The organism is Rhodococcus sp. KB6 (assembly GCF_001445685.1).
Lineage (GTDB): Bacteria > Actinomycetota > Actinomycetes > Mycobacteriales > Mycobacteriaceae > Rhodococcus_F > Rhodococcus_F qingshengii.
Genome location: NZ_LNAK01000154.1, coordinates 484,517 through 509,164, shown reverse-complemented (window position 1 = coordinate 509,164; position 24,648 = coordinate 484,517). Strand labels below are relative to the sequence as shown.

Below are 24,648 nucleotides of genomic sequence, written 5' to 3'. Positions count from 1 at the left end.
CTCGAGCCACTCAACGCTCCCCTCCGTTGCAATTGAAGTGAAGGAACACTGCGCGATTCGAATACTGCACGGCCCGTCGACCTCCCCGGTTGTCACTGATCCGGAGCAACAAACGCATTCGAGGAGGCTTCAGATGATTGCTGGGGTGGGATTCGGTGGCTTCCATTGCCGTGGGAATGGCGGATAGCGCTCTCCTAGGTGACTCCATGCGAGCTCAAGCGGAACGCAGTTTTACTGACGCCCTGGTGAACACTTCGGCGGCCATGAAGCTCTTACGTCGACTGCTCAAAGGACTGGAGTTGTGCTGAGTGTGATGGTCACCGACAGACTGGCCAGCTACAGATTGGATGCCCGTATCTCTGTCAGCTGCTGAAACCGCAGGCGTCTATGTCACGCGAGCGATCCCTCGAGCAGATCGACGAGAGCATCGGTATGGGTTAGTTGCGGATGGTGCCCGGCACCCGGCAGCGAGATCAGCTTGATGTTCGGAAGTGACTCGAGCTGCGCAACCGCGGCCGGGTCGATTGGGTCTTTGCTTCCTGTGATGATGCGGACCTGGCCACTGAATCGCCTAAGCGCTTCTTGGAGTTCAGCACGCCACCGCTTCGATCCCGCACGGGCGAGATGCTCGGCCACGCTCTTGGAACTGCTTCGCTCGAGGTCACTGAGACTGGAAACGAGAGAATCCGCGCTCGCTTCTGATCCGGTCAGTTTGCGTGAGAGCCGTGCCGGGTCTGCGTGTCGCAAGTAGGCGCGTACGAGCGGCTTCAGTCTGGCCGAGGAACCCATCGGGGCCTGGAGGAAGAACGGTGCGATCAACGTGAGGGACTTCACCTGCGCCGGGAACCGGTCAGCCGCAACTACTGCAGCAGCCGCACCGATGGAGTGGCCGACGAGGTCAGCAGGTTCACCAGCTACTACCGCCGGCAGCCACTCATCCCAGTCCTGAACGCCGGCCCCGCTACTGAGGCCGAGGCCGGGCAAGTCGACGACCCGCCCCTCGATGCCGGCAGCTACCTCTGCCCACGTGTCCGCGTTCACGGGCAAGCCGGGAAGAATCACCCGACTCGATCCTCGTGCGCCGAGCTCAAATGTCCTCAGGCCGCCGACGTCGACGAATCGACGGTCGGCGGACATGACGGCACCAAACCGATGCGCTGCCAGGTAGTCGGCCCACCGTTCGAGGGACACCAGCACGTCGGGCATCAGGATCCCGTGTCTGTCGGCGAACTCGACGGCGGACTCTGTCGGATAGCGGTCGGCGGACATGAAGGTGAGGGTCTCGGGATCGGCCTTGGTGATCTGCTGCGGGAGCCGCTTGATGACGCCGATCGGAATCCTGACCCGCGGGACCTTCGCACCGAGATGCCGACCGACGTGTGTGAGCAGGTCCGCTAGCGGTGGGGTGTCGTCGTGGAGAACCCAGTAGGCCATGCCCTCAGCAGCGGGATCGACCGCAGCTGCCGTCATGAAGGCCGCCAGATAGTCGACCGTGACGATCGGGAGAAACGTCGATTCGTTTCCAGGCAACGCTGCTGCGGTGCCGTTCCAAATCTGCTCGACTGTGCTGGCCAGCCCGATGTGCTGGTCGGATTCCCCGGTGGCGCTGTCGCCGATCACGCTGGACGGATTGACAATGGTCCAGGGAACTCCGTGCTTGAGGGCTCGGGCCTGGAAGATTGCGTCGGATTCCACTTTTGACGCTTCGTAGGCGCCAAGGTCCTTGTAAACCGCGGTGCGGTGATCGTCGGGCCATGGAACCGTTGTGGGGTCTTGTCCGCCGACGCGGTAGCCCGACACGTGGATCACGCGCTGCAGGTTGGGGAGGTCCTTGGCGAAGTCGATCAGCTTCTCGACGATGCCGACGTTCGCGCTGCGTGCCTCCTGGGCGGTCATTCCGAATCGGTAGGACCCGGCGCAGTTGTGGATCTCTGTGATGAAGGGGAACGCCGATGGGCCACCCGCGACGATTTCAGGAGCGTCGAAGTCGACGATCGTCGTGCTGATGCTCCGCGTCAGGCCATGCTCTCTGACCCATCGCTCGACACGGGCCCCGGACTCGGCGGTCCGAACTGCCGCCGTGACGTTCGTACCAGCCTCGGCGAGGGTCAGGACGAGGTGCCGACCGACCAGACCTGAGGCCCCGAAGACCAGGGCGTGACGGGAGACGTCGCGTGGAGTCATCGCGTTCCGCCAACGGTCTGGCAGCGCTGGTTGATGAGCTCCGCAACGATGTCAGCGGCCGAAATCAGGGGTTGCGTGTTTTGCGTAGCGCGAGAGACGATGACCGCCCCCTCGATCGTCGACACAACAACGGTCGCCAGGGATCGGGCCTCGTCGGGGACAACGCCGCTGGCCTCGAGAAACGCGGTTGTCAGGGCGATCCACGACTCAAAGGCAGCGGCGCACGCCTGCCGCAGACGCTCGTTCTCCGCGCCCATCTCCAGGGTGACGACAGAGACCGGGCAACCCCGCCGGAAGTTGCTCTCGCTGACGATGGTCGTCAGGGCCTCGATCGCGGCGCGTGCTGCCTCGGCCGCATCGACCCGGGAAATCGCGGCCTCTGCAATCAGCGTCCCGAATGCCTTCGTGGCGAGCTCAATCGCTGCGACGCCCAGGCCTTCCTTCCCGTCGGGGAAGTGGAAGTAGATCGACCCTTTCGGCGCTGCGGCGTGTTCGATCACGGCGTTCAGGCCCGTGCCGCTGTAGCCGCTGGTCTGGATGAGCTCGAGCATGGATTCTGCGAGCCGTGCCCTTGTCAGGTCTCCTTTGGATGCCATGAGTCAACAATAGACCGGTCTACATATTATTTTCAACCGAGAGAATGCATCTACCAACCAGTCTCGTCGTGATCGACATGCGTGTGACCGCCGACGCCATCATCGGAGTGCCGGCGACCTAGGATCCGGCCAAGGCTTCGGGTCAGGTCCGCTTGCGGGTCGCGATCTCGTCGGAGAGCTGCTGAACGTGGGCGGCGTCCGCGTCCCGGGCAAGGGCGACGTAGTGGTCCATGACGGCCGGCCGGTAGCGCACGGGCAACGTCTGTCCTGGGGCGAGTCGTGTCAGCTCGGTGATCGTGAGGTCTTCGTCTGCGATACCGCGGAACAAGATGCCGTCGGAGGTCTCCACGTCGAACATCAGGACCACGCGTGGATTGCTGTTGACCTCCCGCCAGTCGACGAGAACGCCGAGCGCAAGCACCCCCGTCCGCAGTTCCGCATTGCGCTTGCGTGCATCACTGCTCATGAGCGGGTTCGGGGCGACGCCCGGAAAGTCGGGTCCGACGCCGAGTGATTCCCGACTCAGGTCAGGCCTGAGCTTCGACATCACATCGTCGAGCGTCATCTTTGAATCGTTGCGCTTCTTTTTCCAACCGAACATCCTGACCCCTCCATCACAGCGGCGCCGGAATCTCGGCCTGGAGCTTCGCTCTGATCGCGATTGTATGTCGCGGTCATTCTCGATCTCCGTCGCATCGTCCCGTCCACCTGCGGGTCGAAAGGCCTTTCAATCTGCACTCGCGCGTGCGGACAGACTTTTCGCTCACCAGTTGCACGCCAGTCCCTCTTGCCGGTGCAATTTCCGTTGTCAGAAGGCGAAATCCATGAAGGGGACCGAGATTGGCCCCCAGACGTGAATGGAAGGTCGCCATGACGGACGACGCCCCTCACCATCGCGCCCGCATTGGTCGCCCGCCACCTCGGCCACCACAGCCCTGGATGCAGCGATGTTCGACAGCAATCGCGAGCGGGCTTGTGAGCGGTTAGTGGGAGTGGGCGTCAACCGACGTGGACGTGTGGCCGGCGGGACTGGTCGGGTTCGGCGCGGCGGAGGACCTCACGGGTCACGGGAGCGGTTTCGCCCTCACCGATGAACAGGAAGCGGAGCAGGTACATGATCGGGTTTCCCTCCGTCCACTCGAAGTAGACGTCGGGAATCACGCCGGTGATGTCTCTCGTCCGCAGGAGAACCGCCGCAATGGTGTTGGGGACGGCCGGGCTGTCGACCCAGAGAATCCGGTGCTCACCGCGCTGTCGGCCGTGGACGAGGAGGTCGGTGCTGAATTCGGAGGAGTCCGTGACGTTGACTTCGATGAAGATGATCGACTCCGCCTCCGGGATGTTGCTTTCGGCGCGCTGCTGCGATTCCTTCTGCCGATACTCGTCCTCGTCGAGACGGTCGACGTCGTGCGCCACCATCGCGAGGTAACCCTTCTCGGCTGCCTCGGCGATGAATTGCAGCGCGGTCTCGTCGAATTCGACGGAGGTTGCCCGTAGTTCGAAGGCTCGCGAGATCCGGGAAAGGAAGGACACCACCATGATCGCGGCGATGAAGAACGACGCCACTTTCACACCGTCTGGACGTTCGAAGATGTTCGCGATCGTCGTGTAGACGAACAAAACTGCGACAAAACTGAACCCCACGAACAGCTTTCGCTGACCGTGCTTACGAGCGGACAGTGCAACGGCGACGGTCGCCGACGAGATGAGCACGAGGACGCCGGTTGCGTACGCGGAACTCTGAGCGTCGACACCGGCGTCGAAGTAGATCGTGACAGTGATGGCGATGACGCTGAACACGAGGACCAGCGGACGCACGGCGCGGGCCCACGACGGCGCCATGCCGTAGCGGGGGAGATACCTCGGAACAAGATTGAGCAACCCTGCCATTGCCGACGCACCGGCAAACCAGAGGATCAGGATCGTGCTGAGATCGTAGACGGTTCCGAAGATCTCACCCAGATAGTCGTGGGCGAGAAAGGCAAGCGCGCGACCGTTGGCAGCGCCTCCGGGTTGGAACTCGTTTTCTGGGATCAGGATGGTGGTGACCAGGCTCGACGTCAGCAGGAATCCGCTCATGATCAGCGCCGCCGTGGTGAGCAGGCGCCGCGCACCTTTGATGCGGCCACGTGGATTCTGTTCGGTGTCGTGCGGATCGCCCTTGATCTGCGGCATGACCGCGACGCCGGTTTCGAAGCCGGACAGACCGAGAGCCAACTTCGGGAAGACGATCAGCGCGATCAGGATCATCATCGCCGGGTTTCCGTGCTCGGTGGTCATGGCGCGCGTCCAGTCGGTGACCAACGACGGCGCGGTCGCGATGTGCCACAGACCTACGGAGATGACCACCACGTTCAAGGCGAGATAGACGGCGACCAATCCGACCGCGATACCGATCGCTTCGGTGAATCCGCGGAGGAAGACCGCAGCGAGGAGCGCGAGCAGAACCAGGGTGACGGCGACGGTGTGTCCGGAGAGAAAGGTTGGAGCAAAAGGGTTCTCGACGAGGTGCGCCGTGGCATCGGCAGCCGAGAGCGTCATGGTGATGAGGAAATCGGTGGCCGCGAAGCCGAGAAGCACGAGAACGAAGATCTTGCCGCGCCACTTGGGCAGCAGCTTCTCGAGCATGGCGATCGAACCCTCGCCGTGCGGACTCTCGCGAGCCACTCGCCGGTAGACCGGTAGAGCGCCGAAGAGTGTCAGCAGGATCAATACGACTGTCGCGATGGGAGCCAACGTGCCGGCCGCCAGTGCCGCGATACCGGGTTGGTAACCGAGAGTGGAGAAGTAATCGACACCCGTCAGGCACATCACCTTCCACCACGGGTGGCGCTTCTCCTTCTTCGGCGCCATCCGGTGGGGCCCCAGATGTCCGGCGGGTTCCTCGGTGATGTCCGCGAGCAGCCAGGCCTCGGTGCGTTGTTTCACGGACGGAGCCGTGTTTTCGGCCGGGACCTCGTTGTCGGCTGCGGTCACCACGGCGTCACGGCTTCAGATAAACATCGTTGAGCGTGACAGTCCGCAGGTTTCGGCTCCGGATGATGTCCACCAGTTGCGGATACACGTGGGTCACGGGCAGATAGTTGAGGTGCCCGATCACGATGGCCCCCGGATTGAAGTACTGGTTCGCCATTTGGAGGATGTACTCCTCGGTGATCAACGAAGAATCCGACAGTGATCCGTACCAGAGGGTGGGCACGGTGTAGCCGACGCTCGCGGCCACGGAATCGACTGTCGCGTTGTGCCTTCCGTACGGCGGCCGAAAGTACGGCGCCGCGTCCACGCCGTAGGTGTTGCGCAGGAACGTGCCGTTCTTCGTCAGCTCGTCTGCGATCTGCTGCTTCGACACGGACGTCAGATCCGGGTGCGAGTAGGTGTGATTGCCGAGCTGAATTTGTCCGCTCTCGACCAGCGGTCTGAGAAGTCCGGCGTTTTCGGTCCACGAGTTGTATTGCCCGTTGACGAAGTACGTCAAACGGATGCCGGTGTCTTTTGCGAACTGTGTGTAGAGGCGCACGACTTCGGAGCTGGCTCCGTCGTCAACCGTCAGGGCAAACAGATCCCCACCGCCGGGTAACGCGGTCAACGATCCGCCGGCGGGCAGCGGCACCCGGGCAGACGGCGGTGGAGGCGGCAACAAGGCAGGCGGGAGATCCGGGACAGGGACGGGGTCGGTTGGTTCGTCGGCTGCGGCGATTGCCGTCCCGACCGAACGTGACGAACAAGCGGTTCCCATGGTCACCGCGGCGGTTCCGGTCAGAGTTGCTGCTGCGAGGGCACTGAGGAAGCGTCGGCGGTCCACAGGGCGGAGCCTAGAGCAGATTTGCCCTATTCGGACTTCATTCTCAGCGTTTTTTCAGCCAATGACCAGCCGTGTCCGGTATCGACAGGTTCTACTCAGGAACGCTGGATAGCGTGTCGGCCGTGGAACCGCGACCTCGACACTCGGCAACCAGACACAGGCGTAGGCGTCAACCGCAGCGGTCGACGCTCTCGGTGGGGCGCAAGCTGGCGGCGGCGTCCCTGTCGACGACGATTCTGGTGGGCGTCGGAATCGGCTGGTACGTGCAGTCGGATCTCACGTCGGGGCTGTATCGATCGGACGCGCTCTCCGCCCTCGGTGACGACGCCGGCAGTTCGCTCGACGGGGATACCAACATCTTGTTGATCGGGCTCGACAGTCGTAAAGCGATGGACGGCAGCGACCTGCCGGCTGAGTTCGTCACCGACAAGCTGCATGCGGGGGACAGTGATGTGGGTGGATACAACACGAACACGCTTATCCTGCTCCATGTTCCGGGCGATGGCGGCAAGGCCAGTGCAGTGGCGATCCCACGCGACGACTACGTCGCGGTACCCGGCTACGGAATGGCCAAGATCAAGGAAGCGTACGGAATGGCGAAGGCTGATGCGGACGCCAAACTCATAGCGGACGGTGTGACGGATCCTGCTGCACGAGAGCAACAAGCGCGTGAAGTCGGAAGACGGTCGACACTGACCACCGTGCAGAATCTGCTCAAGGTTCCGATCGATCACTTTGCCGAAGTGAACCTGATGGGCTTCTACGACGTCGTCTCGGCTATCGGCCCCGTTCAGGTGTGCCTCAACAATCCGGTGCAGGATGACTTCTCGGGCGCCAACTTCCCGGCCGGAGTTCAGACTCTCGATCCGTCACAGGCACTTTCGTTTGTCCGTCAACGCCACGGCCTGGACAACGGGGACTTGGATCGCACCCACCGGCAGCAGGCTTTCATCAGCGCGGTGATCGCCAACTTGAAGGGCTCCGGCGTCATCGGAAACATTCCGAAGATGACGGCACTGGCCGACGTGGTGAAGAAGGACGTGGTGATCGATTCTGCCATGGATCCCGTCCGATTCGCTTCTCAGGCAAGCGCTCTCGCAGGTGGGAACATCGACTTCTACACCCTGCCCATCGAGGGATACGAGACCGTCGACGGCCAGGACGTCAACATGGTCGATCCGGCGCGTCTGCGTAGTGAAGTGTCGCGGATCTTCGCGGGAGGTGACTCGGCATCTGCACCTGCGATGGACACTGCTGTCTCGACCGGGAACGAAGTTGTGGACATCCGCAACGGAACCGCGACGGACGGGTTGGGTGCCGCGTTGGCAGCGGCGATGAAAGCGTCGGGAGTCGAAGTCGGAGAGGTGAGCACCGCAGCTGCGACGGCAAAGTCGGTGGTCAGCTATGGAGTCGGCGCCAAAGCCGTCGCAGAGGCGCTGGCCGAGCAGTTGGGCGTGGCCGCAGTGCCTAACGAGCAGGCAGCGGCCGAATCAGTGTCTGTACTGATCGGTGAGGACAATGCGCAGACCGTGTTCTCGGCCGCTCCGGCGCAGTCGGACTCGTCGGTATCCGCCGGCACCGTTCCCGATACGGGAGCGCAGGGATCACCCATCCGGGCCGACGCGAATGGCGGCATCCCCTGTGTGGACTAACTCTCAGGTAATTCGCACCAAACTCACGCTGACTTCTTCGATCTGCGGGTCTACATTGGAGAAGTCGAACTCAGTCGGGTACTTCACCTTTGGGGTACCTGACTGAGATTGCGTAGTTGAAAGGATCACCGACATGGCTACAACAGCAGCGGTACAGAATCCGACACGCTCACGTGCCAGGACCATGTCCTTGTCCGAGTACGTGGCCGAGCATCCGGCGCAGCGCGTTTTCCCACCGACCAGTGAGCGGGCGGCCAGGATGGCGATGCTCATCATGTTCGCCCTGATGGCCGTCACCCTCGTCGTACTGGTACTTGACGAGGCAGGAATCTTCGGATGAAGGCAGCGGTCTTCGGCTGAGCCCGACCTTTAGTTACTCTTGAGTAATGACTGAACAGAAGAGCTGGAATGCGTTCACCGTCGAGCGCGAAGACAACATCGCCCAGGTGACGCTGATCGGGCCGAGCAAGGGCAACGCGATGGGGCCGGATTTCTGGAGTGAACTCCCCGAAATCTTCGCCGACCTCGACGCCGACCCCGAGGTGCGTGCAATCGTCATCGCCGGTTCCGGCAAGCACTTCTCGTTCGGACTGGACCTGCCGGCGATGAGCGGTGAATTCGGTGCCGTCCTCGCGGACAAGGCTCAGGCAGGCCCGCGCACCAAGTTCCACGACATGATCAAGCGCATGCAGTCGGGCATCAATGCCGTCGCAGATTGCCGCAAGCCCGTCGTCGCAGCTGTGCAGGGCTGGTGCATCGGCGGCGGCGTCGACCTGATCACGGCGGCGGACATCCGCTACGCAAGTGCCGATGCCAAGTTCAGCATCCGCGAGGTCAAGGTCGCGATCGTCGCAGACATGGGCAGCCTCGCGCGTCTGCCCGCGATCATCGGCGACGGACACCTGCGTGAGTTGGCTCTGACCGGCAAGGACATCGACGCAGCGCGCGCCGAGAAGATCGGCCTCGTCAACGACGTTTTCGAAGATGCCGACGCGGTACTGGCAGCGGCGCGCGCGACCGCCAAGGAGATTGCGCTCAACCCGCCGCTCGTCGTCCACGGGATCAAGGACGTGCTCGATCACACCCGCAGCGCGAGCGTGAACGACAGCCTTCGCTACGTCGCAGCCTGGAACGCGGCGTTCCTGCCTTCGCAGGATCTGACCGAGGCCATCACCGCCGTCTTCCAGAAGCGCCCGCCAGTCTTCCAGGGTGAGTAGGAACTGCAAGGGTGAGTAGGAACTGCAAGGGCGAGTAAAAACAGCACAAAAATCCCCGCACATCTTCCGATGTGCGGGGATTTTCGTTAGGCCTGAGAACTCGAGCTCAGTGACCGCCGTTGGCAGCGAGACGCTTGATCGAAGCCTCGATCTCGGCCTCTGCCTCGGCGCGGCCGACCCAGTTGGCTGCCTCGACGTGCTTGTTCGGCTCGAGGTCCTTGTAGTGGACGAAAAAGTGCTTGATCGCATCGAGCTCGAACTGTGAGATGTCACCCAGATCCTGGATGTGATCCCAGCGGGGGTCACCGGCCGGAACGCAGAGGACCTTGTCGTCTCCGCCGGCCTCGTCGACCATCTTGAACATCGCGACTGCGCGAGCCTCGACGATGACGCCGGGGAAGACCGACTCGGGGAGCAGGACCATGGCGTCGAGCGGATCGCCGTCCTCACCCAGGGTGTTTTCGATGAAGCCGTAGTCGGCCGGGTAGCCGAAAGCTGTGTAGAGGTAGCGATCGAGTTTGACGCGACCGGTTACGTGGTCGACCTCGTACTTGTTGCGCTGACCCTTGGGGATCTCGATGGTGACGTCGAACTCCACGCCGATTCCTCGCTGTCGTGTCGGTAATGATTCGTCGGAAGGATATCGGGTCAAGGATAAGGTTGCCTGACCACCCAGTAGGCAGAGCACAGACGGAGGGGCGTTGGCGGGCCAAGGAAAGAAGAAGATCGGCTCGTTGGAAGAGAGTCGACGGCGTAACTTCCGCATCCTTCTGGCGGTCGGTGCAGTGGTTGTACTGGCTGTCGCCGGAGTTGTCGTCGTGAAACTCGGTACGTCGAACGACACTGCCGGCAGTGCGACCGTGACTACGTCGCCGCAGCCTGCGCTCGTGACGCCGTCACCTCAGGTGGTGCCCGTCCCGACGGACGCACCGATTCCGAGCGCGTCGGGAATTGCCGCGGCGATCGGCCCGGCTGTCGCCAACCCGGATCTGGGGAAGTTCACTGGAGTTGTCGCCGATGCGCTCACCGGAAACATTCTGTGGAGCGCAGACCCGTCGACGCCGATGACGCCCGCGTCCACGACGAAGGTGCTCACCGCATCGGCGGCACTACTGAAGTTGCCGCTCGACCACCGGCTGTCCACGACGGTGGTTCCCGGAACGAGCCCCGGGCAGGTCGTTCTGGTCGGCGGTGGTGACCCGACGCTGACCGCGACGCCGAAGGGGCAGAGCGGGTATTACGCCAATGCGGCTCACATCGCGGATCTCGTCGACCAGATCAAGGCTGCCGGTACGCCGGTGACCAGCGTCGTGGTCGACTCGAGCTTGTTCAAGGGCGACAACATGGCCACCGGCTGGTTCCCCGCGGACATCGCGGCCGGCTACATCACCCCGATCGAATCGGTGATGATCGAAGGTGGTCGGTACGACGGCACTCAAGACGAGTCGCCGCGTTCGGAAACTCCCGCGTTGGACGCGGGCAAGGTGCTCGCTCAGGCACTCGGTGTCGATCCCGCCAACGTGAGTCTCGGCGCGGCGCCTGCCGGTGCCAAGCCGATCGCCACCGTGCAGTCGGCGCCGCTGAGCGACCGGCTGCTGCAGATGATGGAACATTCCGACAACGTGCTCGCCGAGACCATCGGGCGTGAGGTCGCGATTGCCTCCGGAATCGAAGCCTCGTTCACCGGAGCCGTCGACGCGACCGGCAAGACCTTGCAGGCGGCCGGGTTCGACTACACCGGAGTTTCGCTGCACGATTCCAGCGGACTTTCCGTCGACGATCTCATTCCCGCTCAGGTACTCGATCGCGTCATGACGGCTGCGGCCGGTGACGGTGATCCGAAACTGCGTCCGCTGCTGGACTACCTTCCGGTGGCCGGCGGAACAGGAAGTTTGTCCGACCGCTACGCGTCCGGAAACCGAACCGGTGCGGGTTGGGTGCGGGCCAAGACGGGAACTCTCTCGACGGCCAGCGCGTTGTCAGGGTTCGTGGTCGATCAGAACGGGCGAGTGCTCACCTTCGCACTGATGTCCAATGACCGGCCGCCAGAAGTGAGCCGTCCTGCCCTGGACGCGATTGCCGGAGCGTTGAGGAATTGCGGGTGCCAATAGTGGCCGAAAAGACTCCACAAGATGATGAAGCCTCGGCTCCGCTCGGTGGTGCCGTCGACTGGAGTCTTGCCGCCAAAGCCGGGATAAAACTGGCGCGCGGCGGCCCCGCGATGTCTCGCTACACGGCCGAGACGGCAACCGCAGAACTCGCCGAAGCGTCCGAGCGCGCAGAACTGCCGGTTCGTGAAGTGACCGGGCTGGCCGACGGTCTACCGGTCCCGGCCGCTGACGTGCTGGACCGGGCCGGGTGGATCACGGCGGCCTCGCGGTCGATGGCGCATCTCACCGGCGCGGATCCAGACGGCAGTGGCAATCTCATCGTCGGAAAGCCGGCGGGCCTGCAGGCCGGTGCAATGCTGGCGTACCTGTCTTCGGCGATCCTCGGGCAGTACGACCCGTTCACCGGCGAGCACGGCACCCTGCTTCTGGTCACACCGAACATCGTCTCCGTCGAACGGTCCCTTCGGCTGAACCCGAGTGACTTCCGGTTGTGGGTCTGCCTGCACGAGGTCACACACCGGGTTCAGTTCTCGTCCTCGCCGTGGCTAGCGGAGTACATGAAGGAATCCGTCGAAACGCTTGGTGCGACGGTGGACGAGTCGATGACCGACGTTGTCGGGCGCCTTGCTGCAGAGCTGCGCTCGCGGAAGGAACCCGACTCCAGTGACGGTGCGACGGCGGGCGGCATCATCGGACTGCTGCGCGCCTCGCAGGCGGAACCTCAGCGTGACGCGCTGGATCGGATGCTTGTACTCGGCACCCTCCTCGAAGGGCATGCAGACCATGTGATGGACGCCGTCGGCCCCGCCGTGGTGCCGTCGGTGGCAACTATCCGCGCGGCCTTCGACAAGCGTCGGCAGCGCAAGTCCAACCCCGTGCAGCGGATCATCAAGATGCTTCTCGGCATGGACGCCAAGATGGCGCAGTACGTGCGCGGCAAGGCCTTCGTCGACGCGGTGGTTCTCAAGGTCGGCATGGAGCAGTTCAACACCATCTGGACCGGGCCCGAGACCTTGCCGTTGCTCGACGAGATCGACAATCCCGACGCGTGGGTAAAGCGCGTTCTCGGCTAGATGCTGCTGCCTGAGACGCCTGCCCTCCTGGCGCTGCGACAGGCCGTGCGGGCGTGGACGCTCGCATTCGAGCCACGACGCCGTGTGGTCGTCGCCCTGTCCGGGGGAGCCGATTCGTTGGCCCTGACAGCAGCAGCGGTGGCGGAAACCGATTCGGTCGACGCGTTGATCGTGGACCATCGCCTACAAGATGGTTCGGATGCCGTCGCGCGCTCGGCCGCAGACCAGGCGCTGGCGCTGGGTTGCCGGACCGCGACGGTGCTGACAGTCGACGTAGCCGATGGTGGGAGTCTCGAAGCCGCTGCGCGTGAGGCTCGGTGTAACGCCCTACGCGACGCGAGGGCTGACCTCCCGGTTCTGCTCGGACACACGCTCGACGATCAGGCCGAGACCGTGCTTCTCGGACTCTCGCGCGGGTCCGGTGGGCGATCGATTCAAGGTATGGCTGCATTCGACGCTCCCTGGGGACGGCCGCTCCTCGGCATCCGGCGATCGGTGACCAGGGCGGCCTGCGTCGACCTGGGAATCACGCCGTGGGAGGACCCGCACAACAACAATCCCGAGTTCACTCGCGTACGTCTGCGGCACGAGGCGTTGCCGCTGCTCGAAGAAATTCTCGGCGGGGGAGTTCCCGAAGCATTGGCCCGAACCGCGACGCAGTTGCGTGAGGACGGTGAGGCGCTCGACGAGTACGCCGAGGCCCTACTCCTACGGGTTGTCGTCGACGGGGAAGTGGAAGTGGACACACTTGCCGAAGCGCCCACCGCAATCCGTCGACGCGCTCTGCGCGCCTGGCTGCTGCAGGGCGGCGCAAAAGCATTGACGGACAAACAGTTACGCGCAGTCGACGCCCTGGTGACCGACTGGCGGGGGCAAGGCGGCGTCGCGATCGGCGGCGGAACACCGGAGGCGAGGTTGGTGGCGGCCCGGCGACGTGGCAGGCTGATCCTCGGATTCGAAGACCGACGAAGGGTTTGACGCGTGTACGAGGGCGACATCGCATCGGTACTGATCTCCGAAGAACAGATCCGTGCACGAACGGCGGAACTGGCTGAGGACATCGCCAAGCGTTACCCGGCAGGCGCCCCCGAAGGGGATCTCCTGCTGATCGGCGTCCTCAAGGGAGCGGTCTTCTTCATGACCGACTTCGCCCGCGCCCTGCCGATCCCGTCGCAGATGGAATTCATGGCCGTGAGCTCCTACGGATCCTCGACCTCGTCTTCGGGCGTCGTCCGCATCCTCAAGGACCTCGACAAGGACATCGCCGGTCGCCACGTGCTGATCGTCGAAGACATCATCGACTCCGGTCTCACGCTGTCGTGGCTGATGCGCAACCTCAAGACACGTAATCCCGCTTCGCTCGAGGTCGTCACCCTGCTCCGTAAGCCGGATGCGGTCAAGATCGACGTCGACGTCCGCGACGTGGGCTTCGACATCCCCAACGAGTTCGTCGTCGGTTACGGCCTCGACTACGCCGAGCGGTACCGCGATCTGCCGTACATCGGCACCCTGGACCCCGAGGTCTACGGCGGCTGAGCCTGCTCGCGCCTGAGGCGGGGTTCAGGCGCGCACCCGACTCAGAGTGTCAGCAGCTTCTTCTGGACTTTGCCCATAGCGTTGCGGGGCAAGCTGTCCACCAGACAAACCTGGCGTGGGCGCTTGTGGATCGACAGTGATTCGGCGACGAAGTCCGAAACCACAGCGCAGTCGGCTACGTCGCCGACGATGAACGCGACTATGCGCTGTCCGAGATCGTCGTCCGGCACACCGACGACGGCGGCCTCGCGAACGCCGGGGTATGCCAGAAGTACCTGTTCCACCTCGCCTGCACCGATGCGGTATCCACCGGACTTGATCATGTCGACCGACTCGCGACCTACGATGCGGTGGAATCCGCTGTCGTCGATCACCGCGATGTCGCCGGTGCGGAACCAGCCGTCTTCGGTCATGGATTCCGCTGTCTTCGAGGGGTTCCCGAGATACTCGTCGAAGAGAACGGCGCCCGCAACTTCCAGTTGCCCAAGCTGCTCTCCGTCGTGCGCCGACAATTGGCCGTTCTCGCCGCGCAACCTCGTCCTGACTCCCGGAACGGCGTGCCCGACCCAACCCGGGCGACGTTCGCCGTCGTGCGTCGTGCTGACGGTGATGAGGGTTTCACTCATTCCGTAGCGCTCGACGGGAGCCAACCCGGTCAGCGATTTCATCCGCTCGAACAATGGAACCGGAAGTGGTGCACTTCCGGACACGAGCAAGCGCGCGGATCGCAATGCTGCTGCCGCCGAGGGATCACCGCACACGCGTGACCAGACGGTCGGAACACCGAAGTACAACGAGCCACCCGCTGCGGCATACGAATCCGGAGTTGGTCTGACGGTATGAATCAGCGGCGAACCCACGCGCAAGGCGCCCAACACGCCGAGAATCAACCCGTGGACGTGGAAGAGAGGCAGTCCGTGGACGAGTGTGTCCTCTGGCGTCCAATTCCACACATGAGCGAGCGCGTCGAGATCCGCTGCGATCGATGCTCGCGAGAGGACAACGCCTTTCGGAGCTCCGGTGGTTCCCGAGGTGTACATGATCAGTGCAGTAGCTGCCGCACTCGGTTCGGGATAGGACGTCGCAGATCGCGCGTGAATATCGATGGGAATCAACGGGATACTCGAATCCGTCGGCCCTTCTCCGAGTATCAGTTCGGCCTTGGAATCGGCGATGATGTGCTGACGTTCGAGCGGGCCGGAGTCGGGCGGGATCGGGACCACGGCAACACCGGCGATCAGTGCGCCGGCGACGGCGACCACTGTCTCGAGGCCGGCGGCGGCTTGTACTGCCACTCGCTGTGCACCGTGGATTCGATCGGCGACCGCGGTGGCGGCGGCAAACAAGTCGGCGCGAGAGAGGGTTGCGCCTTCGCTGAAACTGACCGCCGCTCCGTGATCGTCGAAGATGCGGGGGTCGAGGGAGCGCAGAAGTGTGGATTCGCTGTTCATCGCGAGTTCCCTTTCTTTGAGCGAAGATTCAGACGGACCATGGAACAACGAACAGCAGCCAGGCGAGAATCGGCGTCACCACCATGATGGTCATGCCCCACCGCATCGTCAGCCCGAACACCACGTCGCGTTCTTCCGGAGCGGCGTTCGCGACCACCAGCGCGCCGTTGGTCGAGAACGGACTGCAATCGACCAGAGACGAGGAGATTGCCAGCGCGATGACCAGACCGGTTGCATTGACCTGACCGGTCATGAGGAATGGAATTGCCAAAGGGATGAGTGCGCCGAGGATTCCCGTGGTGGATGCGAACGCCGACACGATCGCGCCGATCAGGCAGATCAAGAAGGCTGCGAGAAGTGGAATCCCCACGTGTGCAACAGAATCCCCGAGCCACTGGACGGTGTTCTGGTTCTGCAGAAGAGCGACGTACGTGACGATTCCGCCGATGAGGAGCACGGTGCCCCAGCTGATCTTGTCGACGGCGCCGCGGGCGGAGGCAGGGAAGATCAGGGTGAGAAGTACCGCGACGGTCAGTGCGGTGAATCCGACGTCGAGGTCGAACACCAAGGCGCCGAGTGCAAGCGACGCCAGTCCGAGCAGGGTGAGTCGCCGCTCGAGATTGAGCGCTCCCTCGTGCGGAGCGGCCCCACCCGAGGACTTGCCGCCACCCTTCGAGCTGTCGCCGGAACCCGAACCGGTGATGGTGTCGCCACCGCCAGACGCATTGCCGACTGCGTTGACGAGCACGCGTTCGGAGGCGCCGCGCGCAATCAACGCGCGTCCGCCGAACGAGACGTACGCGATGGCAGCAACAACGGCCGCGGCCGCGAAGGTCGAGACGAACAGCAAGGCCGGGCTCGACGGGAGGCCGTTCTGACGCATGACGTCGTTGGTGATCACACCGAAGATTCCGATAGGGGAGAAGCTGCCCGCCGTTGCGCCCTGGACGACCATGAAGCCCATCAGCATGGGGTGGATCCGGTAGCGGGTGGCGAAGCCCATTGCCACGGGCGCGATGATGGCGACGGCAGCGGGACTGACCGCGCCCATGGCGGTGACGGCCGCGCACACCGCGAACATCGCCCACGGCACGAGGGCCACTCGTCCTCTGACCGCGCGGACTGCCGCGTGAATGATCCAGTCGACCGTGCCGTTGTTTCTGGCCAGCGCGAACAGGTAGGTGACGCCGACCAGGATGACGAAGAGGCTGGCCGGGAAGCCGTCGAGGATCTCGCTGGTATCGACGGTGAAGACCAGTGTTCCGACGACGAAGGCAGCCACCAGGGCGAGCGCACCCATGTTCACCGACCTCACGGTGGATATGACGAACACCAGGACAAGTACTGACAGGGCTATGACATTTGCCATCGAACTCTCAATCCGTTCGCGACCAGCTTGTGGTCTGCATCACTTGGAATTGGCCTAGCCTCTCTGCCACTGCTCCATTTGTCAAGTACACTCCGAGGCATGAATTCGACGTCATCGCCCGGCTCGCGCTCGGGCCTGCCCGGACGATTGAAGCGTCCGCGTCTGTATGAGCAGTTGGCCGAGCACATTTCGAATTTCATCGAGGCTCAAGGCCTTTCGCCCGGCGATCGGCTTCCTCCCGAACGCAGCCTGGCTGCCGAACTCGGCGTCAGTCGAGCGTCGCTGGCTCAAGCGCTCGTGGCCCTCGAGATTCGAGGCAGAGTGGAAATTCAGCACGGTAACGGAGCGGTGATTCGCGAAGCTCCCACGCCCGACGCGGGTAGGTCTGCGGATTCGGGAGTGCGGTTGCAAGACCGAACTGTCGACGAACTGACTGCTGCCAGGGAGGCGATCATGGCCGGCCTGGCTCGGGCGGCGGCGTCGAATCCCAACGCTGCGCTTCGGGTCGCGATGTTGACCGACGACGGGACCGCGAGAAACTTCGCCGAGACATGGCGCTGCGTCAGGCACCTGGCCGGTGGCGGCCTATTGGCTGATCTCGACGACACCATCGCCAAGCAGGCAGACGTGCCCGAGTCCTCGGCGCGACTGTCTGCGCGACTCGATCAGCTCGCCCACCGGATCATCGACGGTGACCAATCGGGCGCCGCTGACGCTGTTGCGGGAATCCTCTCCGAAACGGCCTGACGAATAACGACGGACGAGCGTCGGAAAAGCGCACGATAACCACTATGAGCATGTTCGCTCACAGGAAACTGTGCTGCGACGTAGCCCGGGAACCTGATCGGCAATGCGCACGTTGAACACAGTGACGACCGTTCCAACCAAGCGGCACGGCCGCTGGCGGGCATCGATGGGGCCGATCGCGGTAACCTGCAGGTGTCCGGTTGGCAGCCGGAAGGCGACCTGGCAGACCCGCACTCTCGAAAGGACCGGCCACATCGGCCGACCTGTATGAACCGTAAGACTGTGTTCCGTAACGTGCTACTCGTAGCCGTCGTGCTGTTGGTGATCTATGCCTTCAGCTACTTCAGCAACGACACCCGCGACTTCAAGACCGTCGACACCTCGGTCGCGATCTCCCAACTCGACGCCAAGAACGTTGAGTCGGCGCAGATCGACGACCGTGAGCAGCAGGTTCGTCTGTGGCTCAAGAACGGCAACGACGCCACCGACGGTAAGACGCAGATCCTGGCGAAGTACCCCGCGAGTGCGTCGGAGCAGATCTTCGACAAGGTCGAAGGCGCCGGTGCGGACAAGTTCAACACGACGGTCACTCAGGAGAGCTGGCTGACGTCGATCCTTCTATTCGTGCTGCCGATGATCATTCTGTTCGGCATCTTCTTCTTCGTCATGAACCGGATGCAGGGCGGCGGTGGTCGCGGCGGAGTCATGGGATTCGGTAAGTCGAAGGCCAAGCAGCTCACCAAGGACATGCCGAAAACCACGTTCGCCGACGTCGCCGGTGCGGACGAGGCTGTCGAAGAGCTGTACGAGATCAAGGACTTCCTGCAGAACCCGGCTCGCTACCAGGCGCTCGGCGCCAAGATTCCGCGCGGTGTGCTGCTGTACGGCCCTCCCGGAACCGGTAAGACGCTGCTCGCTCGCGCTGTCGCAGGCGAAGCCGGCGTCCCGTTCTTCACCATCTCCGGCTCGGACTTCGTCGAGATGTTCGTCGGTGTCGGTGCTTCGCGTGTTCGCGACATGTTCGAGCAGGCCAAGCAGAACAGCCCCTGCATCATCTTCGTCGACGAGATCGACGCCGTCGGTCGTCAGCGCGGCGCAGGACTGGGCGGCGGACACGACGAGCGCGAGCAGACACTCAACCAGTTGCTCGTCGAGATGGACGGCTTCGGTGATCGCACCGGCATCATCTTGATCGCCGCAACCAACCGCCCCGACATCCTCGACCCCGCACTGCTGCGTCCGGGACGCTTCGATCGCCAGATTCCGGTCGGCGCCCCCGACCTCGCCGGTCGCCGCGCGATCCTGCGCGTGCACTCGCAGGGCAAGCCGATCGATCCCAACGCCGACCTCGAAGGTCTCGCCAAGCGGACCGTCGGAATGTCGGGTGCTGATCTCGCCAACGTCATCAACGAGGCTGCGCTGCTCACCGCACGCGAAAACGGAACCGTCATCACCGAAGCCTCGCTCGAGGAATCGGTGGATCGTGTTGTCGGTGGACCGCGGCGTAAGAGTCGCATCATCAGCGAGCACGAGAAGAAGATCACGGCGTACCACGAGGGCGGTCACACGCTGGCTGCTTGGGCAATGCCTGACATCGAGCCGGTCTACAAGGTCACGATCCTCGCTCGCGGTCGCACGGGTGGCCACGCGATGACCGTGCCCGAGGACGACAAGGGTTTGATGACGCGTTCGGAGATGATCGCTCGTCTCGTCATGGCAATGGGTGGACGCGCCGCCGAGGAGTTGGTGTTCCACGAGCCCACCACCGGAGCGTCGTCCGATATCGACATGGCGACCAAGATCGCCCGCGCGATGGTCACCGAATACGGCATGAGTGCCAAGCTCGGCGCGGTTCGCTACGGACAGGAGGGCGGGGATCCGTTCCTCGGCCGTTCGATGGGCGTTCAGTCCGACTACTCACACGAGATCGCCCGTGAAATCGACGAAGAGGTGCGCAACCTCATCGAGGCAGCGCACACCGAAGCGTGGGCAATCCTCAACGAGTACCGCGATGCGCTCGACCTCATCGCTACCGAACTGCTCGAGCGTGAGACGTTGACTCGCAAGGACCTCGAGAAGATCCTTGCCGGCGTCGAAAAGCGTCCGCGCATCACGGCTTTCAACGATTTCGGTGGGCGCACGCCTTCGGATCGTCCGCCGGTGAAGACTCCTCGCGAACTCGCGATCGAGCGCGGCGAAACCTGGCCGGAGCCCGCTGCCGCACCTGTTCTCGTCAAGGCAGGCGCACCCAACAGCGGTGCCCCCAACGGCGGTGTCCCCAACAACGGTGGTCTCCCCAACAACGGCAACCAGGGGCCCTCGAACGGCTACGCACAGCCTTCGTACCCGCAGCCGAGTGCTCCGCAGCAGACTCCGCAACCGGGAACACCCGACTACGGAGCGCCCGCCGGATGGTCGGCACCGGGTTGGCCTCCGCGTGAGAACCCGTCGCCGACGTACCCCGGACAGCAGTCGGGTGGGTACACCGGTGGACAGAATCCGACCCCGCCGAACCAGTCGCAGGGCCAGTACGGTCAGCCCCAACACGGTCAGCCCCAGCCCGATCAGGGGCAGTACGGCCAGCCGCACCCGGGGCAGCAGGCGTACCCGGAGCAGCCGCATCCCGGCCGCCGTTACCCCGCGCAGCCCGATTACCCGGTGCAGTACCCGGACAGTGGACCCTTCGCCGATCCGAACCGGGGAAACCCGTCGGGTGAAAACCAGTGGCAGAGCCCCGCACCGGAACAGCCGCAAACTCCTCCGCCGCATCATTCGGCTGAGGACGAGGGACCGAGCACCGTTCGCTGGGACGGACCGGACGGATCTCGCTGACCTTGCGCCACTAGGCTCTGCGGCGGGGGACCTGTGAACAATTCTCGAGGAGAGTTCGGTTGTCGGTGAATGATGTGGCCAGTGAACTGGTGTCGCTCGGAACGGGCCGCCCGTTCGATCAGGCGCGGGCAGAGGCTGCCGTACGGGAATTGTTGATCGCGGTCGGTGAAGATCCGGAGCGCCCAGGCCTGCTCGATACGCCGGCCCGGGTGGCGCGCTCGTACAAGGAGATCTTCGCGGGCCTGTACTCCGAGCCCGACGACGCGTTGAACACGACTTTCGACGAGGGTCACCAGGAATTGGTGCTCGTGCGAGACATTCCGATGTTCTCGACGTGCGAGCACCACCTGGTGTCCTTCCACGGTGTTGCTCACGTTGGCTACATCCCGGGAAAGTCGGGCAAGGTCACCGGTTTGTCGAAGCTCGCGCGCGTCGTCGACCTGTACGCCAAGCGTCCGCAGGTGCAAGAACGCCTGACCAGTCAGATCGCGGATGCTTTGATGCGCAAGCTCGACCCGCGTGGAGCCATCGTCGTCATCGAAGCCGAGCATCTGTGCATGGCGATGCGCGGTATCCGCAAGCCCGGAGCCAGCACGACCACGTCTGCGGTTCGTGGGCTCCTGCAATCCAGCGCGGCCTCGCGGTCCGAAGCGCTGGACCTCATCCTGCGTAAGTGAGCAAGATGTCCGCGGCTCCCGTTGCAGGCAGCGATCCGGCCCGGATGGTCGTGATGGGGATTCTGAACGTCACCTCCGATTCGTTTTCCGACGGTGGTCAATTTCTCGATCGTGACGCGGCGATCGCTCGCGGACTCGAACTGCAACGCATCGGCGTCGACATCGTCGACGTCGGCGGCGAGTCGACGCGCCCCGGAGCCACCCGTGTCGATCCGAAACTCGAGGCGGACCGAATTGCCCCGGTGATCGAAGAACTCGTGGCAGCCGGAATTCGCGTCAGCGTCGACACGATGCGTGCTTCCGTTGCCGCCGCCGCGATCGAAGCGGGCGCAGGCATCGTCAACGACGTATCGGGTGGTCGCGCAGACCCCGACATGGCCTCCGTTGTGGCCGACGCCGGAGTGCCCTGGATCCTCATGCATTGGCGCTCGGCCGGTGACTATGTCCATCGTGGCAGCGCCGATCACTACGACGACGTGGTCCGCGACGTCCGTGACGAACTGCTGTCGCAGGTCGATCTGGCGTTGAAGGCGGGGGTCGATTCGTCGTCGATCATCCTCGACCCCGGCCTCGGGTTCGCTAAGAACGCCGACCACAACTGGGCACTGTTGCGTGCACTACCCGAGTTCAACGCGACCGGATTCCCGGTACTGGTCGGCGCTTCCCGAAAGCGGTTCCTCGGGTCTCTGCTCAGCGATCCCGACGGCAATCCGCGTCCACCTGGTGGCCGCGAGACTGCGACGGCCGTGGTCTCCGCCCTTGCAGCGCGCGAAGGCGCCTGGGGAGTTCGGGTGCACGACGCACAAGCTTCGCTCGACGCCATTGCCGTGGTCGACGCCTGGAACCGTGGACGAGAAAGGGCCTGACATGGGGGACCGAATCGAATTGCGCGGACTGAAGGTTCGCGGCAATCACGGAGTGTTCGACCACGAGAAGCGTGACGGTCAGGACTTCTTCATCGACATCACCGTGTGGATGGACTTGGCTCCCGCCGCGGCGTCGGACGACCTGACGCAGACCCTGCACTACGGCGAGTTGGCGGAAGCCGCCGCAGCGATAGTCGCCGGCCCGTCGCGCGATCTCATCGAGACCGTCGCCGCGGAGATCGCCGACGACGTCATGAAAGATTCGCGAGTCGAGAGCGTCGAGGTTGTTGTCCACAAACCGTCGGCACCGATTCCGCTGGTTTTTGCGGACGTTGCCGTCGTCGCACATCGGACCCGATCGGCATGACGCGCGCTGTTCTGTCGATCGGTTCCAACATCGGCGACAGCGTGGCTCACCTGCAGTCCGTTGTCGACGGGTTGGGCAGCGCCGTCGTTGCTGTCTCACCGGTCTACTCGACCGCGCCGTGGGGTGGCGTCGAGCAGCAGGATTTCTACAACGCGGTGGTGGTGGTCGACGATCCCGAAGCCGATGCCGCTGAATGGCTTCGCCGCTCGCAAGCTCTCGAGGAAGCCGCAGACCGGGTGCGCGAACAGCGGTGGGGGCCACGGAGCCTGGACGTGGACGTAGTCGACTGCGAAGGCGTCGTCAGTTCCGATCCCGTGCTCACACTTCCGCATCCGCGCGCGCATCTTCGGGCATTCGTTCTCGTTCCCTGGCTGGACGTCGAGCCTGACGCGACGCTGATCGTCGACGGCCAGAAGTTGCCGGTGGCACAAATTCTCGACGGCCTCGATCGCACTGAGCGCGAAGGTGTCCGCACTACCGATGTGGTGCTTGCGCGGTGACCGAAAACGACAAGGGTTTGAAGCCGACCCGGATCAGTGAACTCGCGGTACTCGCCGCAGTGGCGGCCGTGGCCACCTGGATTCTGATTCGCGTGTTCTACGGTTCGATGCCGCCCATCCCTGTTTATGCGGGAGCGTCGCTGTACTTCGTGGCCGTTGCCGAGGCCGTCTTCGCTTTTGTCATTCGTTCACGCGTCAAAAACCGGCAGGTCGGCGACGGGCTCAGACAGCTTCATCCGATCACCGCCGCCCGAGCGCTGGCATTGGCCAAAGCATCCGCTTTGGTCGGTTCAGCTACCGTCGGTGTCTGGGTCGGAGTGCTGGTGTATCTCATCCCACAGCGCTCGGTTCTGCAGGCTGCAGCCTCCGACACGCCGGGCGCGTGGGTGGGGTTGGGCGCCGCAATTGCGCTGGTAGCGGCAGCTCTGTGGCTCGAACATTGTTGCAAGACGCCGGAAGATACACCTGACGAGCCTGCGCACTGACAGCCTGGTCGGCAAATCACCCACCGAGGTACGTGGCGACCCCGGTCTCGGCAAGTACCCTGGCAACCATGACAAATTCTGGTCGATCGAAGTCTGCGCGCCGAAGCAAGCGCAGCGCGAGCCAGATGATCATTGCTGCTCTTCTGGCACTTGCTGTCATTGCTTCGCTGTTTCTGATTTTCAGCAACAGCGTTCAGCTTCTTCGGGTGGGTCTGGTCGTCGCTCTGTGGGCAGCCACCCTCGGCGCTATCGCCATGACCAAGTATCGGCGTGAGTCGGCACTGGACAAAGCCAAGGTTGCTGATCTGCAGACCGTGTACGAACTGCAGCTCGAACGTGAAATTTCTGCTCGACGCGAGTACGAACTGAGCGTCGAAGGTCGCGTGCGACGTGAGGTGACCGCGGACGCGGAGGAGCTGGCCGGGTTGCGCGCCGAATTGGTAGCGCTGCGCCGAAACCTCGAAGCACTGTTCGAAGGTGGGCTGCTGCCCGAACAGACCGCGCTCAAGACCGATTCGACGCGAGTGCCGGAACTTGGCGGTAGTTCGTACGGCGCGTACCAGCCGGCACCGTCGGGGTTGTACGTTCCCGGCGCCGGCCAGAGCGGGCCCAGCCAACCGGCACCGAACGTCGGCGGCCTGGCTTCACCCAACGACGATCCGGTGACTGCTGAGACAACCGTCGTGTTCGCGGAGACGTCGTGGCGTGACAGCAGCTTCGTGGCGCCGCGCGTCATCCCGACCCAGAAGTCTCGAGAGACGCAGAAGCCCCAGAGCGGGAACCAAGCACCGAGTTCTCCGGTGAGTTCCTCGCCGACACGAACGGTGAAAGACGTTCCGGTGAAGAAGGATTCGGAGCCGGTCGCGCCGGTCGAGCCTGAAGCCAAGGCTCCCGCCCAGGCCCCGAACATCGAAGATGCCGTCATCGAAGACGCTGTCGTCGAAGAGGTGCCCGCGGTTGTTCCCGCGGTTGTTCCCGAAGCTGTCGCGGAAGCTGAACCCGAATCCGCTGCGGAGTCTGACGCGGAGCCGCGACGTCGTCGCCGTGCTGCCCCGGAAGATGCCGCCAGTGGTGCTCATTCCAACGGATTGACCGTCGCCGAAATCATGGCAAACCTGAGTTCGAACAGCCCGTCCGAAGGCTCCGGTCGACGCCGTCGCCGAGAGGACTGAGTCGCAGATCA

Annotated in this window: 23 protein-coding genes; 15 read left to right on the top strand and 8 right to left on the bottom strand. The window is 63.6% G+C overall.

The annotated features are described in order from the left end of the window. Positions 1-390: 390 nt before the first annotated feature. From ASU23_RS29765 to ASU23_RS29745, 5 genes are all read right to left on the bottom strand, one after another. Positions 391-2,184, bottom strand: a complete 1,794-nt coding sequence (locus ASU23_RS29765; protein ID WP_058039270.1) for an alpha/beta fold hydrolase — start codon at positions 2,182-2,184, stop codon at positions 391-393. Next, positions 2,181-2,780, bottom strand: coding sequence for a TetR/AcrR family transcriptional regulator (locus tag ASU23_RS29760; protein WP_039972767.1), 600 nt, complete (start codon positions 2,778-2,780; stop codon positions 2,181-2,183). The genes ASU23_RS29765 and ASU23_RS29760 overlap by 4 nt, the downstream gene beginning before the upstream one ends. A gap of 142 nt (positions 2,781-2,922) precedes the next feature. Continuing rightward, positions 2,923-3,345 carry a hypothetical protein gene (locus ASU23_RS29755; RefSeq protein ID WP_228232423.1) on the bottom strand — a complete coding sequence of 141 codons (423 nt, stop codon included), beginning with the start codon at positions 3,343-3,345 and terminating at the stop codon, positions 2,923-2,925. Between the two features lie 434 nt (positions 3,346-3,779). Next, a complete protein-coding gene (locus tag ASU23_RS29750) occupies positions 3,780-5,759 on the bottom strand; it encodes an amino acid permease (RefSeq protein ID WP_007727027.1) in 1,980 nt (659 codons plus the stop codon). A gap of 4 nt (positions 5,760-5,763) precedes the next feature. Further along, complete coding sequence (locus ASU23_RS29745) at positions 5,764-6,582, bottom strand: polysaccharide deacetylase family protein (RefSeq protein ID WP_007727026.1); 819 nt, start codon at positions 6,580-6,582, stop codon at positions 5,764-5,766. Between the two features lie 122 nt (positions 6,583-6,704). Between ASU23_RS29745 and ASU23_RS29740 the strand changes: the two genes are divergently transcribed. From ASU23_RS29740 to ASU23_RS29730, 3 genes are all read left to right on the top strand, one after another. Next, positions 6,705-8,234: an LCP family protein gene (locus ASU23_RS29740; RefSeq protein ID WP_228232425.1), complete on the top strand. Its 1,530-nt coding sequence runs from the start codon at positions 6,705-6,707 to the stop codon at positions 8,232-8,234. A 133-nt stretch (positions 8,235-8,367) separates the two neighbouring features. Continuing rightward, positions 8,368-8,574, top strand: a complete 207-nt coding sequence (locus ASU23_RS34075; RefSeq protein ID WP_124568973.1) for a hypothetical protein — start codon at positions 8,368-8,370, stop codon at positions 8,572-8,574. A gap of 46 nt (positions 8,575-8,620) precedes the next feature. Next, a complete protein-coding gene (locus ASU23_RS29730) occupies positions 8,621-9,451 on the top strand; it encodes a crotonase/enoyl-CoA hydratase family protein (RefSeq protein ID WP_007727023.1) in 831 nt (276 codons plus the stop codon). A 106-nt stretch (positions 9,452-9,557) separates the two neighbouring features. Here the strand turns inward: ASU23_RS29730 and ASU23_RS29725 are convergent, their stop codons facing one another. Next, positions 9,558-10,049 (bottom strand): inorganic diphosphatase, encoded by a 492-nt coding sequence (locus ASU23_RS29725; RefSeq protein WP_003941181.1) that lies wholly within the window; start codon positions 10,047-10,049, stop codon positions 9,558-9,560. Between the two features lie 103 nt (positions 10,050-10,152). Here ASU23_RS29725 and dacB point away from each other — a divergent pair, with 103 nt between their 5' ends. The 4 genes from dacB to hpt are packed head-to-tail and all read left to right on the top strand — an operon-like array spanning position 10,153 to position 14,171. After that, positions 10,153-11,562: a D-alanyl-D-alanine carboxypeptidase/D-alanyl-D-alanine-endopeptidase gene (gene dacB, locus ASU23_RS29720; protein ID WP_021333820.1), complete on the top strand. Its 1,410-nt coding sequence runs from the start codon at positions 10,153-10,155 to the stop codon at positions 11,560-11,562. After that, positions 11,562-12,635 carry a zinc-dependent metalloprotease gene (locus ASU23_RS29715; RefSeq protein WP_047269664.1) on the top strand — a complete coding sequence of 358 codons (1,074 nt, stop codon included), beginning with the start codon at positions 11,562-11,564 and terminating at the stop codon, positions 12,633-12,635. The genes dacB and ASU23_RS29715 overlap by 1 nt, the downstream gene beginning before the upstream one ends. Further along, on the top strand, positions 12,636-13,613 hold the full coding sequence (gene tilS / locus ASU23_RS29710; protein WP_058039269.1) for a tRNA lysidine(34) synthetase TilS: 978 nt from the start codon (positions 12,636-12,638) through the stop codon (positions 13,611-13,613). 3 nt (positions 13,614-13,616) lie between these two features. Further along, positions 13,617-14,171: a hypoxanthine phosphoribosyltransferase gene (hpt, locus tag ASU23_RS29705; RefSeq protein WP_003941159.1), complete on the top strand. Its 555-nt coding sequence runs from the start codon at positions 13,617-13,619 to the stop codon at positions 14,169-14,171. A 41-nt stretch (positions 14,172-14,212) separates the two neighbouring features. On the opposite strand, the gene ASU23_RS29700 is transcribed toward hpt, so the two are convergent. Then, a complete protein-coding gene (locus tag ASU23_RS29700; RefSeq protein WP_058039268.1) occupies positions 14,213-15,622 on the bottom strand; it encodes an acyl-CoA synthetase in 1,410 nt (469 codons plus the stop codon). Between the two features lie 28 nt (positions 15,623-15,650). After that, positions 15,651-16,991 (bottom strand): SLC13 family permease, encoded by a 1,341-nt coding sequence (locus tag ASU23_RS29695; RefSeq protein WP_058039267.1) that lies wholly within the window; start codon positions 16,989-16,991, stop codon positions 15,651-15,653. 99 nt (positions 16,992-17,090) lie between these two features. Here ASU23_RS29695 and ASU23_RS29690 point away from each other — a divergent pair, with 99 nt between their 5' ends. From ASU23_RS29690 to ASU23_RS29655, 8 genes are all read left to right on the top strand, one after another. Further along, complete coding sequence (locus tag ASU23_RS29690; protein WP_007727006.1) at positions 17,091-17,738, top strand: FadR/GntR family transcriptional regulator; 648 nt, start codon at positions 17,091-17,093, stop codon at positions 17,736-17,738. Positions 17,739-18,005: 267 nt separating this feature from the next. Beyond that, entirely contained in the window at positions 18,006-20,570 is a 2,565-nt protein-coding gene (ftsH, locus tag ASU23_RS29685; protein ID WP_058039266.1) for an ATP-dependent zinc metalloprotease FtsH, read from the top strand. Positions 20,571-20,629: 59 nt separating this feature from the next. Further along, the gene (gene folE, locus ASU23_RS29680; protein WP_019746783.1) at positions 20,630-21,247 is read left to right on the top strand and encodes a GTP cyclohydrolase I FolE; all 618 of its coding nucleotides are present in this window, start codon (positions 20,630-20,632) and stop codon (positions 21,245-21,247) included. Between the two features lie 5 nt (positions 21,248-21,252). Continuing rightward, positions 21,253-22,113, top strand: a complete 861-nt coding sequence (folP, locus tag ASU23_RS29675) for a dihydropteroate synthase (RefSeq protein ID WP_047269727.1) — start codon at positions 21,253-21,255, stop codon at positions 22,111-22,113. Position 22,114: 1 nt separating this feature from the next. Next, positions 22,115-22,480, top strand: a complete 366-nt coding sequence (folB, locus tag ASU23_RS29670) for a dihydroneopterin aldolase (protein WP_003945780.1) — start codon at positions 22,115-22,117, stop codon at positions 22,478-22,480. After that, on the top strand, positions 22,477-22,980 hold the full coding sequence (gene folK, locus ASU23_RS29665; protein ID WP_003945848.1) for a 2-amino-4-hydroxy-6-hydroxymethyldihydropteridine diphosphokinase: 504 nt from the start codon (positions 22,477-22,479) through the stop codon (positions 22,978-22,980). Before folB ends, folK begins: the two co-directional genes overlap by 4 nt. A gap of 17 nt (positions 22,981-22,997) precedes the next feature. After that, on the top strand, positions 22,998-23,465 hold the full coding sequence (locus ASU23_RS29660; protein ID WP_153213529.1) for a DUF3180 domain-containing protein: 468 nt from the start codon (positions 22,998-23,000) through the stop codon (positions 23,463-23,465). 68 nt (positions 23,466-23,533) lie between these two features. After that, complete coding sequence (locus ASU23_RS29655; protein WP_216637137.1) at positions 23,534-24,637, top strand: DUF6779 domain-containing protein; 1,104 nt, start codon at positions 23,534-23,536, stop codon at positions 24,635-24,637. The last annotated feature ends 11 nt before the right edge of the window (positions 24,638-24,648 follow it).

What these genes read in the sequence shown, in the direction of transcription:
- ftsH (WP_058039266.1), top strand. Translation starts at nt 18,006, where the DNA reads ATGAACCGTAAGACTGTGTTCCGTAACGTGCTACTCGTAGCCGTCGTG.
- ASU23_RS29765 (WP_058039270.1), bottom strand. Translation starts at nt 2,184, where the DNA reads ATGACTCCACGCGACGTCTCCCGTCACGCCCTGGTCTTCGGGGCCTCA.
- folK (WP_003945848.1), top strand. Translation starts at nt 22,477, where the DNA reads ATGACGCGCGCTGTTCTGTCGATCGGTTCCAACATCGGCGACAGCGTG.
- tilS (WP_058039269.1), top strand. Translation starts at nt 12,636, where the DNA reads ATGCTGCTGCCTGAGACGCCTGCCCTCCTGGCGCTGCGACAGGCCGTG.
- ASU23_RS29730 (WP_007727023.1), top strand. Translation starts at nt 8,621, where the DNA reads ATGACTGAACAGAAGAGCTGGAATGCGTTCACCGTCGAGCGCGAAGAC.
- folB (WP_003945780.1), top strand. Translation starts at nt 22,115, where the DNA reads ATGGGGGACCGAATCGAATTGCGCGGACTGAAGGTTCGCGGCAATCAC.
- ASU23_RS29655 (WP_216637137.1), top strand. Translation starts at nt 23,534, where the DNA reads ATGACAAATTCTGGTCGATCGAAGTCTGCGCGCCGAAGCAAGCGCAGC.
- ASU23_RS29695 (WP_058039267.1), bottom strand. Translation starts at nt 16,991, where the DNA reads ATGGCAAATGTCATAGCCCTGTCAGTACTTGTCCTGGTGTTCGTCATA.
- ASU23_RS34075 (WP_124568973.1), top strand. Translation starts at nt 8,368, where the DNA reads ATGGCTACAACAGCAGCGGTACAGAATCCGACACGCTCACGTGCCAGG.
- ASU23_RS29760 (WP_039972767.1), bottom strand. Translation starts at nt 2,780, where the DNA reads ATGGCATCCAAAGGAGACCTGACAAGGGCACGGCTCGCAGAATCCATG.
- ASU23_RS29690 (WP_007727006.1), top strand. Translation starts at nt 17,091, where the DNA reads ATGAATTCGACGTCATCGCCCGGCTCGCGCTCGGGCCTGCCCGGACGA.
- folP (WP_047269727.1), top strand. Translation starts at nt 21,253, where the DNA reads ATGTCCGCGGCTCCCGTTGCAGGCAGCGATCCGGCCCGGATGGTCGTG.
- ASU23_RS29700 (WP_058039268.1), bottom strand. Translation starts at nt 15,622, where the DNA reads ATGAACAGCGAATCCACACTTCTGCGCTCCCTCGACCCCCGCATCTTC.
- ASU23_RS29755 (WP_228232423.1), bottom strand. Translation starts at nt 3,345, where the DNA reads ATGACGCTCGACGATGTGATGTCGAAGCTCAGGCCTGACCTGAGTCGG.